Below are 14,155 nucleotides of genomic sequence, written 5' to 3' on the forward strand. Positions count from 1 at the left end.
AAGGATGGCATTAACCCAAGAGCGCAAACGCGAAATTATTGAGCAATTCAAAATCCACGAGAATGATACAGGTTCTCCGGAAGTGCAAATTGCTATCCTTACTGAGCAAATTAACAATTTGAATGAACATTTGCGTGTTCATAAAAAAGACCATCATTCACGTCGCGGATTGCTAAAAATGGTCGGGAAACGTCGCAATTTATTGACTTATTTGCGCAATAAAGACGTTACACGCTATCGTGAACTGATTAACAAACTTGGATTACGTCGATAATAAAAAAGCGGGAGCATTTCCCGCTTTTTTGCTAGTTATATAAACGATTTTTCGCTATGATGAATAATGAGAATTGATACATTGCCGATCATTCGCCCATACTAATATTATATCCATTCGTTTATTTTCGATTTGTACATAGAGAGGAGTACTTATTTATATGGAGCAAGAAAAACGTGTTTTTTCCATAGACTGGGCTGGGCGTCCGCTCGTGGTCGAAATCGGCGAGTTGGCCAAACAAGCAAACGGAGCGGTGCTAGTCCGATATGGTGACACCGTTGTATTAAGTACAGCAACAGCGTCAAAAGAAGCAAAAAACGTCGACTTTTTCCCGTTAACCGTTAACTATGAGGAGCGTCTTTATGCGGTCGGGAAAATTCCAGGAGGATTTATTAAGCGCGAAGGGCGTCCAAGCGAAAAGGCGATTTTGGCGAGCCGTTTGATCGACCGACCAATTCGTCCGCTCTTTGCCGAAGGATTTCGCAATGAAGTGCAAATCGTTTCGATGGTCATGAGCGTCGATCAAGACTGTTCATCGGAAATGGCGGCGCTACTTGGCGCTTCTCTTGCTTTAACGATTTCTGATATTCCGTTTGAAGGACCGATTGCCGGCGTTACGGTCGGCCGTGTTGATGGAGAGTTTGTCATTAACCCGACGGTCGAACAATCGGAAAAAAGCGATATTCATCTCGTTGTCGCCGGCACGAAAGATGCGATTAACATGGTAGAGGCCGGCGCTGATGAAGTGCCGGAAGAAATCATGTTAGAGGCGATTATGTTCGGGCATGAAGAAGTAAAACGGCTGATTGCTTTTCAAGAGGAAATCGCCGCTCAAGTCGGCAAAGAAAAAATGGAAGTCGTTTTATACGAGCTTGATCCGCAGCTTGAAGCGGAAATCCGGCAGCTTGCCGAAGCAGATATTAAACGGGCGGTACAAGTGCCGGAAAAATTAGCGCGCGATGCGGCGATTGAGGAAGTAAAAGCGGGCGTCATCGCAAAATACGAAGAACAAGAAGCGGACGAAGAAACGTTAAAACAAGTGAATGAAATTTTACATAAGTTAGTCAAAGAAGAAGTAAGACGGCTTATTACCGAAGAAAAAATCCGTCCGGATGGCCGCAAAGTGGATGAAATCCGTCCGCTCTCCTCGGCAGTCGGCGTTCTGCCGCGCACGCACGGTTCGGGCCTATTTACGCGCGGGCAAACGCAAGTGCTCAGCGTTTGTACGTTAGGGGCGCTTGGCGATGTGCAAATATTGGACGGGCTTGGCATTGAAGAAACGAAGCGGTTTATGCACCATTACAACTTCCCGCCGTTTTCCGTCGGCGAAACAGGGCCGATGCGCGGTCCGGGACGCCGGGAAATCGGGCATGGAGCGCTTGGCGAACGGGCGTTAGAACCGGTCGTTCCGTCGGAGAAAGAGTTTCCTTATACGATTCGCCTCGTGTCTGAAGTGCTCGAATCGAACGGCTCGACTTCACAAGCGAGCATTTGCGCAAGCACGCTGGCGATGATGGACGCTGGGGTGCCGATTAAAGCACCGGTAGCGGGAATTGCGATGGGATTGGTAAAAAGTGACGATCATTATACGATTTTAACGGACATCCAAGGAATCGAAGACCATCTTGGCGACATGGACTTTAAAGTAGCGGGTACGAGAAAAGGCGTTACCGCGCTGCAAATGGATATCAAAATTAAAGGCTTGACTCGTGAAATTTTAGAAGAGGCGCTGCTCCAAGCAAGAAAAGGCCGGATGGAAATTTTAGATCACATGATGCAAACGATCAGCGAGCCGCGCAAAGAGCTGTCCAAATATGCGCCAAAAATTTTAACGATGCAAATTAATCCGGAAAAAATTCGCGAAGTCATTGGGCCGAGCGGAAAGCAAATTAATAAAATTATTGACGAAACCGGCGTCAAAATCGATATTGAGCAAGACGGAACGATTTTCATCTCGTCTGTCAATGAGGCGATGAACCAAAAAGCGAAACAGATTATTGAAGATATTGTTCGCGAAGTCGAAGTCGGGCAAATTTATTTAGGCAAAGTGAAACGCATTGAGAAATTTGGCGCGTTTGTCGAGCTGTTCAATGGCAAAGACGGTCTTGTTCATATTTCCGAATTGGCGGAAGAGCGTGTCGGAAAGGTAGAAGACGTTGTGTCGATCGGCGATGAAATTTTAGTAAAAGTGATGGAAATTGATAAACAAGGACGTGTGAATTTATCAAGAAAGGCCGTTTTGCGAGAACAGCAAAAGGAAAAAAGAGGAAAGCGACCAGAGCGTCATAAAATGAAGCCTTAGGATTTCGTTCCTTAAGGCTCTTTTGTTGTGGGATGAGTGTTCTATCTTGTCCCTTCCTTACATATTTGTAGTATTAAAAAGGAGGGGACGGATGTGAATAAAGACTATTTCCGCTATTTATCGGTCGCCATCATGTTTTTCTTTGTTTGGGCCATCATTCATCGACCACCGGTGAGCCAATACATCAACAGTTTGCAAGCCCAAAGCATTATGGCGATGAAAGGAAACGATCGGCTGTATGCCGAGATTGCCGAAAAGGCAAAGCAGTATGAAATTCCCCCGCAAGATGCGGTGATCGATAGAGTGTGGAAGGCCATCCCTGGTTATAACTCACATTTCGCACCCTAACAAGGTCAAAACAAAGGATTTTTTATTTAGTTTTTCAGAATAACTTTTTGACCAACACAACGAGCGATGGCAATCCTTTTTTTACCATCGCTGGTCGTTCCGTATCACGTTACACGTAGATGCTCTCATCCATGCCCAATCCCTGCAGAATCCTTCGCTGATCAGGGGTAAGGGAGCGATCCAGTGAGCGTTGGATGCGCCCATCCGGCAGCTTGAACAGGACGACGTTCACATATTGAAACAGCTGAAAAATCGCCTGTCCCGTCGGCCGGGTCAGCTTGCGGCCTCCAGGACCCTTCAACGGGTGTTCTGGAGTAATAAACTGACGCACTCGGCGCTGAAAAACGCGGTAAATAGCCAAGGCCAACAGAAACAAATAGCCTAATACTGCGACCCGTTCTGGTTTTTTGACGTAAATCTCATCCGTGAAAAACGGATCTTTCAAAAAAGCGAAGTTCATTTCCACCGAGATCTGCCCTTTATACAGCTTCAAGATCTCTTGGGCATCCATGGGTTGGCCCTTCCATTCCTTCGGAACGGTCGTGACAAGGACAAACCGGGACGCTTTCCGTCTCGCCTGTTCCCACGCGTCTTGGTCGAATTCGACGTCAAGGTGCAAGAAATACAGCGTCTCCACCTCGGGTTCCGCCCCTTTTTTCGGCCGTCCGCGCCGTTTTTTCAGGCGTACGATCTCTTCGACCGCGGCCTCAACCCGATGAAACCGGGGGCGAAGGGACGCCTTGAGGGACGCCAAGGCTTGTTCGGCATCTTCCCGGCAGGAGAAGGGGTGACGCTCCCAACGGGCTTGTTCCTCGCGAAGAAGCTCCGCTTCTTTGGTTCGTTCTTTTTCAAGCGTCTTTCCTTTTCGCTGGTCGAGCGCGCTCGATTCAACAACGATCAGCCGAACGGGGTGGCCTTCATACGTCGAGGCCGTTTCCCATACCCGGTACGTGGCGCCGTTTCTCTCCGCCAACGTAAAGGGATCGCTCCACGTCGTGTCCTCAGCATCCGCTTCGGCCAGCGCGGTTTTCACGATCCGGAGCGACGAAGGGCCTCTGGTGATCAAAAAGGCGTTGGCCGCTTTGGTTTGCGCCAGGGTCTCTTTCGTCATCGCGGCGGAATCGGCCACGTAAATCCATTCGTCTTCGATTTTGGCCTGCTTCAGCTGTTCATGGACACGAGACAGCACCTCGGGATTCCATGTTTTATCGGGCAGGTTGCCATCGTGCACATCGCCGTAAAACGGGATGCCGTCCTCGTTGCCGACCAGTCCGAAACCGATCTGTTTTTGCCAACGATGATGGCGGTTGTAGCCATGTGTGATTTGTAAGGCCTCTAACGAGGCCGATTCATACGCGCCGTAAACGGTCTTGTCCGTCGTATCGGCGTGGAAGGCTCGGAGGGAAAGGCCTTCTTTTCGATAAATATGAATCAAGCAAGTGCTGATGACGTTGTGAATGCCAGCCTCATACAGGCGATCGAGATGACGGGCCAACGCATCGTCGTTCAACCAGGAAGGATGGAGATCGGGACGGATGAGTTTCTCACAATCGACCTCCTGAGCCCAATGTTCCAAGTGAACAAGGGCTTGCCGGCCGTCAAACACATTGTAGAGGATGGCCTGAACGGCATCGCTGACTCGCGTTTGGCACTGCGGATCGACGGGCACGAGATGGTCAATCAATTGAGGCAGACCCAGTTTCTTGAATAGGGCACTTATTATATTCAAATAAGAATTGCGATAGACCTTTTTGACTTGAACGTTCATAAGTGAAAAACTCCTTTACGTTCCTTGTGTGTCAAGGATTCATTCGACATCGGAACGAAAAAATCCTCCCGATTTTCGTCGAGAGGGTGCGAAATGTGAGTTATAACGGGCTGAGAGTCGATGTGCAAGCCTCATATGAAAACATGAAAAGAGACGGAAAATTTGACGAACAAAAGATTGTATTCCGACAAATCCCCCCGCGCGTCCATTTGGATGATTTGCCACCGGCGCCAATTTACCGCGGCCATCCCGATAAACCAATGGTCGCGTTTCTTATCAATGTAGCGTGGGGAGAGGAATATATCCCGAAAATGCTAGATGTGTTAAAAAAACATCATGTGAAAGCAACCTTTTTTTTGGAAGGGCGCTGGGTAAAAAATCATCCCGAGATGGCAAAAATGATTGTAGATGCTGGACACGAAATAGGCAATCATTCCTATAGCCATCCTGACTTAAAGTCGTTAAGCAATGCCAAGATTCGCGAGGAGCTGGCAGAGACGAACGAAGTGATTGAAGCGACAACAGGGGTGAAATGCAAATGGTTTGCCCCGCCTAGCGGCAGCTACCGCGACGATGTCGTTAACATCGCCGATGATTTAGGAATGAAAACGATTATGTGGAGCGTCGATACAATTGATTGGCAAAAACCGTCGCCATCTGTTATAGTGAAACGGGTAATGTCTAAAGTCCATCCCGGTGCCATGATTTTAATGCATCCGACGCTATCAACCGCCGAGGCGTTGGAGCCGCTCATTGTTTCGATTCAGCGGCAGAAATATGAAATTGGTAGCATGTCTACATTATTAGATGAAAAGAGAATTGTAAAAAAATAGGAGGAACGTGGAGTTGATTAACAAATATACTTGTAAAAATGGAGTACGGATCGTGCTAGAACAAATCCCAACCATGCGTTCTGTTGCGATCGGAGTGTGGATTGGCACAGGTTCACGCAATGAAACGGAGCAAAACAACGGTATTTCCCATTTTTTGGAGCATATGTTTTTTAAAGGAACGAAAACGCGCACGGCACGGGAAATTGCCGAAGCGTTTGACAGCATCGGCGGACAAGTCAATGCGTTTACGTCAAAAGAATATACTTGCTACTATGCGAAAGTATTAGATGAGCATGCGCCATTTGCCCTCGAAATGCTAGCGGACATGTTTTTCCATTCCACCTTTGTGGAGGAAGAATTGCAAAAAGAACGAAATGTTGTACTTGAGGAAATTAAAATGTATGAAGATACGCCAGATGATATTGTCCATGATTTGCTAAGCAAGGCGTGTTATGCGAACCACCCGCTTGGCTACCCGATTTTAGGAACGGAAGAAACGTTGCGTACGTTTACGGGTGAGTCGCTGCGCGGATATATGGCCGATTATTATACGCCGGATCGCGTCGTTATTTCCGTGGCCGGCAATGTCGATGAAAGCTTTATCCAGCAGGTGGAAAGCTATTTTGGCTCCTTTACGGCGAAGCGGAAGGCGAGCGAAACAAAAGCCCCTTCCTTTCAGACGCAAAAGCTGGCGCGGCAAAAAGATACGGAACAAGCGCATTTATGCATCGGCTTTAATGGTCTTCCTGTCGGTCATCCAGATATTTACACATTAATTATTTTAAACAACATTTTAGGCGGCAGCATGAGCAGCCGGCTCTTCCAGGAAGTTCGCGAACAACGCGGCTTGGCGTACTCGGTCTTTTCGTACCACTCCTCTTACCAAGATAGCGGATTACTAGCGATTTACGCTGGAACAGGCAGCAATCAGCTCGATTTGTTGTTTGCAACGATTCAAGAGACGATTGCTAAATTAAAAGAAGACGGAATTACAGAAAAAGAACTACAAAATAGCAAAGAACAGATGAAAGGAAGTTTAATGCTCGGTTTAGAAAGCACAAACAGCCGCATGAGCCGCAACGGCAAAAATGAACTGTTGCTCGGACGCCACCGGACCCTCGATGAAATGATTGAGGAAATTAATAGTGTAACGGTAGAAAAAGTCAATGAACTGGCGCGCGCGATTTTCAGTGAAGACTACGCGCTTGCCTTGATTAGCCCAAGCGGCCAATTGCCGGATCAAATCGGTTCGTAGCGAAACAGAGAGGCGTCGTGAAGCCAAAAAGCCTGCAAAAATGCAGGCATTTTTTTGTTTTTGTCCTCTTACAATAATAAGTAAGGAGAAGGAAGGGGGAAAAAGCGGTGAGGCTAAGCGAGTTAAGCGGCAAAGAGATCGTCGATGTAAGGCGGGCCGAACGGCTTGGCGTGCTGGGGCAGACGGATTTGGAGATCAACGAGCAAACAGGGCAAATTCAGGCGCTATTGATTCCGACAGGAAAATGGTTTGGCTTTCGCAAAGAAGGGAGCGAAATTCGCGTTCCGTGGAAATATATTAGAAAAATCGGGGCCGATATGGTGATTATTGATTTTCCCGAGGAATAAGAAAAAAACCGCAGTGACCGCCACATGGCGGTCATTTTTCTTTCCTTGGATATTCACCTATGTTTCTTGTTTTACATAAGATGTGAAAGGAAATGAGGCAGAGGCATATTAAGTTTTCATATAAAGAAGGTGAGCGTACGCAATGATGCTGACAGGCATGCATGTTGCCATTATCGGCGGGGATGCCCGGCAATTAGAAGTAATTCGTAAATTGGTAGAGCTGGATGCGAAATTGTCTTTAGTCGGTTTTGATCAATTAGCCCACCACTTTACAGGAGCGACGAAGATGCAAATCGAGGAAGTCGATTTTGCCGATTTAGATGCGATCATTTTACCAGTTCATGGAACGACGCCAGAAGGAAAAGTGAATACGGTATTTTCGCATGAGCAAATTCCTTTTACCGAAGAAATGCTGCTGAAAACACCAAAACATTGCACGGTCTATTCGGGAATTAGCAATAGTTATTTAGACGATTTAATGAAAAAAGTCGGACGCAAATATGTTCAATTATTTGAACGTGATGATGTAGCGATTTATAACTCGATCCCAACCGCAGAGGGAACCGTCATGATTGTGATTCAACATACCGATTTTACGATTCATGGGTCTCGCGTAGCGGTCCTTGGGCTTGGACGCATCGGCATGACGGTCGCCCGCACATTTGCCGCGCTTGGGGCAAAGGTGAAAGTAGGAGCGCGCCGTTCCGAGCATCTGGCCCGCATTACGGAGATGGGCCTTACGCCGTTTCATCTCAATGATTTGGAAAAAGAAGTGCAAGATATCGATATTTGCATTAATACGATCCCACATTTAATCGTGACGGCAAGTGTGATCGCGAAAATGCCGACACACACGCTTATCGTTGATTTAGCCTCAAAGCCTGGCGGCACCGATTTTCGTTACGCCGAAAAGCGCGGGGTAAAAGCGATCCTCGCACCAGGGCTGCCGGGAGCGGTCGCGCCAAAAACAGCGGGGCAAATTATCGCGAATGTTCTTTCACAACTATTATATGCGGATTTACAAAAAAGAAAGGGGAATGCGTAAATGAGTTTAAAAGGAAAGCGAATCGGATTTGGGTTAACGGGTTCTCATTGTACGTATGATGCGGTCATGCCGGAAATTGAAAAATTAGTAAAAGAAGGAGCGGAAGTGCTGCCGATTGTAACGTATACGGTGAAAGCGACCAACACCCGTTTCGGCGAAGGAGAAGAATGGGTCAAAAAACTAGAAGAAATAACAGGAAACGAAGTGATTGATACGATTGTGAAAGCGGAGCCGCTCGGTCCGAAAATTCCGCTCGATTGTATGGTTATCGCACCGTTGACCGGAAATTCGATGAGCAAACTGGCTAACGCGATGACCGATTCCCCGGTATTGATGGCAGCAAAGGCGACGATGCGCAATCATCGTCCAGTCGTGCTTGGCATTTCCACAAACGACGCGTTAGGGTTGAACGGAGTCAATTTAATGCGCCTAATGGCGGCGAAAAATATTTACTTTATTCCGTTTGGCCAAGACGCTCCGCATACGAAGCCAAATTCGATGGTCGCAAAAATGTCGCTGCTTCGCGATACTATTCTTGCCGCGTTGGAAGGAAAACAGCTGCAACCGGTGATTATCGAGAAATTCCGCGACGGTGATCCGTCGTAACCGATCCGAAAGCGAATCGGTAGAAAATTCATTCTCATGTATAAAAATTTTCACTCTTTTAAAGTAGAATATGATAAAATAAAAACTATCAATTTACATTGATTGACCACGAAAGCCCGCGACTGTAGTCATCGGGATGAAGTGGGAACCGGTTTTGAACCGGGCCGACAGGATGCAAAGCACCAATGAGGTGTTTGTCCATGAAATTCTAGCGGAACAAGAGCGAACGTCTACACGAAGGTGTAGAGAAGACTCTTCTGTACGCTAGAACCTGTCGATTTCCATCGTACAGAGATTCCGTAATGTGATTGAGTGATGATGTGGAAGGAGAATGGTTCATGGAAGAAAGACGCTTTCACGTTGCAGTGGTTGGTGCAACAGGTGCAGTTGGTCAACAAATGGTACAAACACTCGAAAATAGAAACTTTCCAGTCGGAAAACTGACTTTATTATCATCGGAGCGTTCTGCGGGCAAAAAAATGCGCTTTCGCGGCGAAGAAATTGAAGTGCAAGTGGCGACGCCGGAAAGCTTTGCCGGCGTAGATATCGCCCTTTTTAGCGCAGGCGGAGCGGTTTCCAAAGCGCTGGCGCCGGAAGCGGTAAAACGCGGCGCGATTGTCATCGATAATACGAGCGCGTTCCGCATGGACGAAAATGTGCCGCTTGTCGTTCCGGAAGTGAATGAACAAGATTTAACATGGCATAACGGCATTATCGCCAATCCAAACTGTTCCACCATTCAAATGGTGGTGGCGCTCGAACCGATCCGCCAGGCGTTTGGGCTAAAACGGGTGATTGTCTCTACGTATCAGGCTGTATCGGGTGCCGGCGCGCAGGCGATTGAGGAATTAAAGACACAATCAAAAGCGGTGTTAAACGGCGAGTCGGTGACGTCGGAAATTTTGCCGGTGAAATCGGACCGCAAACATTACCAAATCGCGTTTAACGCCATTCCGCAAATTGATAAATTCCAAGAGAACGGCTTTACATTTGAAGAAATGAAAATGATCAATGAAACGAAAAAAATTATGCATATGCCAGAGCTGCAAGTGGCAGCGACATGTGTGCGCATCCCGGTTGTCAGCGGCCATTCGGAGTCGGTATATATTGAAATTGAAAAAGACGGCGTCAGCGCGGACGACATTAAAGCGGTGTTAAAAGAGGCGCCAGGCGTTGTTTTACAAGATCAACCAAGCGAACAGGTGTATCCAATGCCGGTCGATTGCGTCGGCAAATATGATGTGTTCGTTGGCCGCATTCGTAAAGACTTAGACAATGACCGCGCTTTCCATTTATGGATTGTAGCGGACAATTTATTAAAAGGCGCGGCATCGAATTCGGTGCAAATTGCCGAAAGCCTGCTGAAATTAGGACTTGTGAAATAAAAAATGGAGACAGTCACATCGAGGTGTTAACATGAAAATCATTGTCCAAAAATTTGGGGGCACATCCGTCCGCGATGAACGCGGACGGGATTTTGCGCGCAAACATATTGAAAGAGCGCTGGAAGACGGCTACAAAGTCGTCGTTGTTGTTTCGGCGATGGGACGGAAAGGAGAGCCGTATGCAACGGATACGCTCCTTAGCCTGATTGGAGGGGCGAACAATTACGTCAGCAAGCGTGAACAAGATATGCTGATGGCATGCGGCGAAATTATTTCCAGCGTCGTGTTTACCAACCTTTTAAATAAACATGGCATCAAAGCGACGGCGTTCACCGGCGCGCAGGCAGGGTTTCGCACGAATGATGATCATACGAATGCCAAGATTATTGAAATGCGTTGCGAGCGCGTCCTTGAAGCGCTGCATGAGTATGATGTCGTCGTTGTCGCCGGCTTCCAAGGGGTGACGGAAAACGGTGATATTACGACGCTTGGCCGCGGCGGAAGCGATACGTCGGCAGCGGCGCTTGGCGCGGCGCTAAACGCCGAGTGGGTCGATATTTTTACCGACGTCGAAGGCGTGATGACCGCTGACCCGCGCATTGTCGAAAACGCCCGTCCGCTCGATGTCGTTACGTATACGGAAATTTGCAACATGGCGTACCAAGGGGCGAAGGTGATTCATCCGCGCGCGGTCGAAATCGCAATGCAGGCAAAAGTGCCGCTGCGCGTGCGCTCCACGTATTCCGATTCATTAGGAACGCTTGTGACTTCAGCTATTCGCGGCAAAAAAGGAAGCGATGTCAAAGAGCGATTAGTGACAGGAATTACGTACGTTTCCAACGTTACGCAAATTAAAGTGCAGGCGAAAGAAGGGCATTATGAACTGCAGTCCGATGTGTTTAAAGCGATGGCCAATGAAGGAATCAGCGTGGACTTTATTAATATTTCGCCACACGGAGTCGTTTATACGGTTGCAGGAGAAATGACGGAAAAAGCGGTTGCCGCATTGCGTCGCATCGGTTACGAACCAATCGTCACAACAGGATGTGCAAAAGTGTCCACCGTTGGCGCGGGGATTGCCGGAGTGCCAGGGGTGACCGCAAAAATTGTCACTGCTCTTTCCGAGCAAGGAATTCAAATTTTGCAATCGGCTGACAGCCATACGACCATTTGGGTATTAGTAAAAGAGGAAGACATGAAAAAAGCTGTCAATGCGCTGCATGATGCCTTTCATCTTTCCGAACCGTCATGGGATGAGTACGATATAAATTGGAATGAGGAGTGAAAGCATGGTTCAATTCGGTAAAATCGTAACAGCGATGGTTACGCCGTTTGACCGTAAAGGAAATATTGATTTTGCGAAAACGACAAATCTTGTCAACTACTTGTTGGAAAACGGAACCGATTCGCTCGTTGTTGCCGGCACGACCGGTGAATCGGCGACCTTGACGACCGAAGAAAAATTGGCGTTATTCCGCCATGTCGTTTCCGTGGTTGATGGAAGAGTTCCAGTGATTGCCGGGACGGGGACAAACAATACGCGCGCATCGATCGAGCTGACGAAAAAGGCGGAAGAAATCGGTGTCGACGCGGTGCTGCTCGTGGCGCCATATTATAATAAACCAAATCAGGAAGGATTATATCAGCATTTTAAAGCGATCGCCGAAAGCACATCGCTTCCGGTCATGTTGTATAACATCCCGGGCCGTTCGGTTGTAAACATGGCAGTCGATACGGTTGTCCGTTTATCCGAAATTCCAAATATCGTTGCCGTGAAAGACGCGAGCGGCAATTTGGATGCGATGACGGAAATCATCGCGCGTACGCGGGAAGACTTCCAGCTTTACAGCGGCGATGACAGCATTACGCTTCCGGTGTTAGCGATCGGCGGAGCCGGCGTCGTTTCGGTCGCATCGCATATCATCGGCAATGAAATGCAGCAAATGATCGCCGCCTTTGAAGCCGGTGACAATAAGAAAGCGGCCAAGCTACATCAAAAACTGCTACCGCTTATGAAAGGGCTGTTTGCCGCGCCAAACCCGGTGCCGGTAAAAACGGCATTGCAGCTAAAAGGATTAGATGTCGGCTCGGTGCGCCTGCCGCTTGTCCCGCTCACCGAGCAAGAGCGCAGTGAGCTGTTGCGTCTCCTAAATACGTTATAATCCGGACCAATCCGCTTTATGCGGGTTGGTTTTTTTGTGGAATAAAGCGCTTTATAAACTATCTTGTGTTTAAAATCGACCATCAGTTATAATAAAATCAAGTGACTTTGAGCGGGTTAGTATCATCATAGGAGGACGTAGCATTGAGAACGAAACAAGTGGAGAAAATAAGGGTTTTTTCCCTCGGGGGAGTTGGGGAAATCGGCAAAAACATGTATGTCGTGGAGCTCGATGATGACATTTTTGTCATTGACGCCGGGGTTATGTTTCCTGAAGATGAGATGCTCGGAATTGATAAAGTGATCCCTGATATTAGCTACCTTGTCGAACGCCAAGACCGTATTAAAGCGATTTTCTTAACCCACGGACATGAAGAACATATCGGAGCCATTGCATATGTGCTGAAGAAAATTTCCGCGCCGGTGTACGGAACGAAACTGACGTTAGCGTTGGCGGAAGCGATTTTAAAGGAGCAAGGAATTACAAACACAAAACTGCATGAAATTCGCTCCGATTCCGAAGTGTTGTTCGATAAAGCGAAAGTGACGTTTTTCCGGACGATTCACAGCATCCCCGATTCTGTCGGAATTAGCATTCATACGTCGCAAGGAGCGATTGTGTACACGAGTGATTTTAAATTTGACCAGACTCCATACGGCAAAAATCGAGCTGATTTAGGGAAGATGGCACAAATTGGCGAACAAGGGGTGCTTTGCTTACTATCCGATAGCACCAATGCAGAACGGCCGGGATATACCGGTTCCGATACGCTTGTCGCTCAGGAAATCGCCGATGTGATTTACAACGCGAGGGGCCGTGTTTTTGTTGCCTGCTATGCGTCCAACATTACAAGAATCCAGCAAGTGCTGCATGCGGCCAAAACATACGGACGAAAGGTGGCGGTCGTAGGAAAAACGTTGCATAAAGTGATGGATATAGCGGTGCGCCTCGGCTATCTGCATCTTCCGGACAAAGTGACGATTTCCATTCATGATATTGACCGCTACGACGATAAAGAATTAATTATTTTAACGACAGGCGGCCATGGTGAACCGATGAGCGCATTAGCCCGCATGGCAAAACAAGCCCATAAGCAGGTGAATATAAAAGAAGGAGATACCGTCATTGTCGCTGCTTCCGTCATGCCGGGATATGAGCTAGGATTCGCGAAAACGATTGATGCGTTATATCGCGCAGGAGCGAATGTCATTTACCGCGAACGAAAAGTGCATGTGTCCGGGCATGGATGCCAAGAAGAGCTAAAGCTCATGCTTAATTTGATGAAGCCAAAGTATTTTATTCCTGTTCATGGGGAATACCGCATGCAAAAGGCGCACGCCAATCTCGCCAAAGCGGTCGGAATTTCCGAAGAGCGGACGTTTTTGATTGACAAAGGCGAAGTGATTGAATTTCGCAACGGTGTGGCGCGTCCCGGCGGGAAAGTTCCGTACGGAAACATTTTAATTGATGGTCTTGGCATCGGCGATGTGGGCAATATTGTGCTAAGAGACCGGCGTCTTTTATCGCAGGACGGCATTTTAATTGTTGTTGTAACATTAAGCAAAGAAGCAAAAAAAATCATTGCTGGACCGGAAATTATTTCGCGCGGCTTTGTGTATGTGAGAGAATCGGAAACATTGCTCGAGGAAGCGACTAAAATCGTCGCTGCTATCATCAACCAATGTTTGCAGACCTATATGATGGAATGGTCTTCTTTAAAATCCAATATTCGCGAAGCGTTAGGCCAATTTTTATTTGAAAAAACGAAACGCAAACCAATGATTTTGCCAATTATTATGGAAGTATAGTACGATCATGCTCAAAGTCCAC

At 47.5% G+C, this 14,155-nt stretch carries 12 protein-coding genes and 1 pseudogene; 12 read left to right on the plus strand and 1 reads right to left on the minus strand.

What is annotated here, in order from left to right; translation table 11 throughout:
* The first annotated feature begins 4 nt into the window (after positions 1-4).
* From rpsO to BDD39_RS04275, 3 genes are all read left to right on the plus strand, one after another.
* Positions 5-274 carry a 30S ribosomal protein S15 gene (gene rpsO, locus BDD39_RS04265; RefSeq protein ID WP_166908439.1) on the plus strand — a complete coding sequence of 90 codons (270 nt, stop codon included), beginning with the start codon at positions 5-7 and terminating at the stop codon, positions 272-274.
* 160 nt (positions 275-434) lie between these two features.
* The gene (gene pnp, locus BDD39_RS04270; RefSeq protein ID WP_166908441.1) at positions 435-2,576 is read left to right on the plus strand and encodes a polyribonucleotide nucleotidyltransferase; all 2,142 of its coding nucleotides are present in this window, start codon (positions 435-437) and stop codon (positions 2,574-2,576) included.
* A 93-nt stretch (positions 2,577-2,669) separates the two neighbouring features.
* Positions 2,670-2,924 carry a hypothetical protein gene (locus tag BDD39_RS04275; protein WP_243845983.1) on the plus strand — a complete coding sequence of 85 codons (255 nt, stop codon included), beginning with the start codon at positions 2,670-2,672 and terminating at the stop codon, positions 2,922-2,924.
* 109 nt (positions 2,925-3,033) lie between these two features.
* Here the strand turns inward: BDD39_RS04275 and BDD39_RS04280 are convergent, their stop codons facing one another.
* On the minus strand, positions 3,034-4,692 hold the full coding sequence (locus tag BDD39_RS04280) for an IS1634 family transposase (protein WP_015863777.1): 1,659 nt from the start codon (positions 4,690-4,692) through the stop codon (positions 3,034-3,036).
* A 101-nt stretch (positions 4,693-4,793) separates the two neighbouring features.
* On the opposite strand from BDD39_RS04280, the pseudogene BDD39_RS04285 reads away from it, so the two are divergent.
* From BDD39_RS04285 to BDD39_RS04325, 9 genes and pseudogenes are all read left to right on the plus strand, one after another.
* Positions 4,794-5,525, plus strand: a pseudogene (locus tag BDD39_RS04285) (polysaccharide deacetylase family protein); the annotation flags it as partial.
* A 13-nt stretch (positions 5,526-5,538) separates the two neighbouring features.
* Positions 5,539-6,780: a M16 family metallopeptidase gene (locus BDD39_RS04290; RefSeq protein ID WP_166908443.1), complete on the plus strand. Its 1,242-nt coding sequence runs from the start codon at positions 5,539-5,541 to the stop codon at positions 6,778-6,780.
* 107 nt (positions 6,781-6,887) lie between these two features.
* The gene (locus BDD39_RS04295; RefSeq protein ID WP_166908445.1) at positions 6,888-7,127 is read left to right on the plus strand and encodes a YlmC/YmxH family sporulation protein; all 240 of its coding nucleotides are present in this window, start codon (positions 6,888-6,890) and stop codon (positions 7,125-7,127) included.
* Positions 7,128-7,269: 142 nt separating this feature from the next.
* Positions 7,270-8,172 carry a dipicolinic acid synthetase subunit A gene (gene dpaA, locus BDD39_RS04300; RefSeq protein ID WP_166908447.1) on the plus strand — a complete coding sequence of 301 codons (903 nt, stop codon included), beginning with the start codon at positions 7,270-7,272 and terminating at the stop codon, positions 8,170-8,172.
* Positions 8,173-8,778 (plus strand): dipicolinate synthase subunit B, encoded by a 606-nt coding sequence (locus tag BDD39_RS04305; RefSeq protein ID WP_166908449.1) that lies wholly within the window; start codon positions 8,173-8,175, stop codon positions 8,776-8,778.
* 338 nt (positions 8,779-9,116) lie between these two features.
* Positions 9,117-10,163, plus strand: coding sequence for an aspartate-semialdehyde dehydrogenase (gene asd, locus BDD39_RS04310; RefSeq protein ID WP_166908452.1), 1,047 nt, complete (start codon positions 9,117-9,119; stop codon positions 10,161-10,163).
* 31 nt (positions 10,164-10,194) lie between these two features.
* A complete protein-coding gene (gene dapG / locus BDD39_RS04315) occupies positions 10,195-11,448 on the plus strand; it encodes an aspartate kinase (RefSeq protein ID WP_166908454.1) in 1,254 nt (417 codons plus the stop codon).
* Between the two features lie 4 nt (positions 11,449-11,452).
* Positions 11,453-12,325 carry a 4-hydroxy-tetrahydrodipicolinate synthase gene (dapA, locus tag BDD39_RS04320; protein ID WP_166908456.1) on the plus strand — a complete coding sequence of 291 codons (873 nt, stop codon included), beginning with the start codon at positions 11,453-11,455 and terminating at the stop codon, positions 12,323-12,325.
* Positions 12,326-12,468: 143 nt separating this feature from the next.
* Entirely contained in the window at positions 12,469-14,133 is a 1,665-nt protein-coding gene (locus BDD39_RS04325; protein WP_166908458.1) for a ribonuclease J, read from the plus strand.
* Positions 14,134-14,155 lie beyond the last annotated feature (22 nt).

Source organism: Saccharococcus thermophilus (assembly GCF_011761475.1).
Taxonomy (GTDB): Bacteria; Bacillota; Bacilli; order Bacillales; family Anoxybacillaceae; genus Saccharococcus; species Saccharococcus thermophilus.

Excerpts from the sequence above, each read along its gene's own strand:
- rpsO (WP_166908439.1), top strand. The coding sequence starts at position 5 with ATGGCATTAACCCAAGAGCGCAAACGCGAAATTATTGAGCAATTCAAA.
- pnp (WP_166908441.1), top strand. The coding sequence starts at position 435 with ATGGAGCAAGAAAAACGTGTTTTTTCCATAGACTGGGCTGGGCGTCCG.
- BDD39_RS04280 (WP_015863777.1), bottom strand. The coding sequence starts at position 4,692 with ATGAACGTTCAAGTCAAAAAGGTCTATCGCAATTCTTATTTGAATATA.
- dpaA (WP_166908447.1), top strand. The coding sequence starts at position 7,270 with ATGATGCTGACAGGCATGCATGTTGCCATTATCGGCGGGGATGCCCGG.
- BDD39_RS04305 (WP_166908449.1), top strand. The coding sequence starts at position 8,173 with ATGAGTTTAAAAGGAAAGCGAATCGGATTTGGGTTAACGGGTTCTCAT.
- asd (WP_166908452.1), top strand. The coding sequence starts at position 9,117 with ATGGAAGAAAGACGCTTTCACGTTGCAGTGGTTGGTGCAACAGGTGCA.
- dapG (WP_166908454.1), top strand. The coding sequence starts at position 10,195 with ATGAAAATCATTGTCCAAAAATTTGGGGGCACATCCGTCCGCGATGAA.
- dapA (WP_166908456.1), top strand. The coding sequence starts at position 11,453 with ATGGTTCAATTCGGTAAAATCGTAACAGCGATGGTTACGCCGTTTGAC.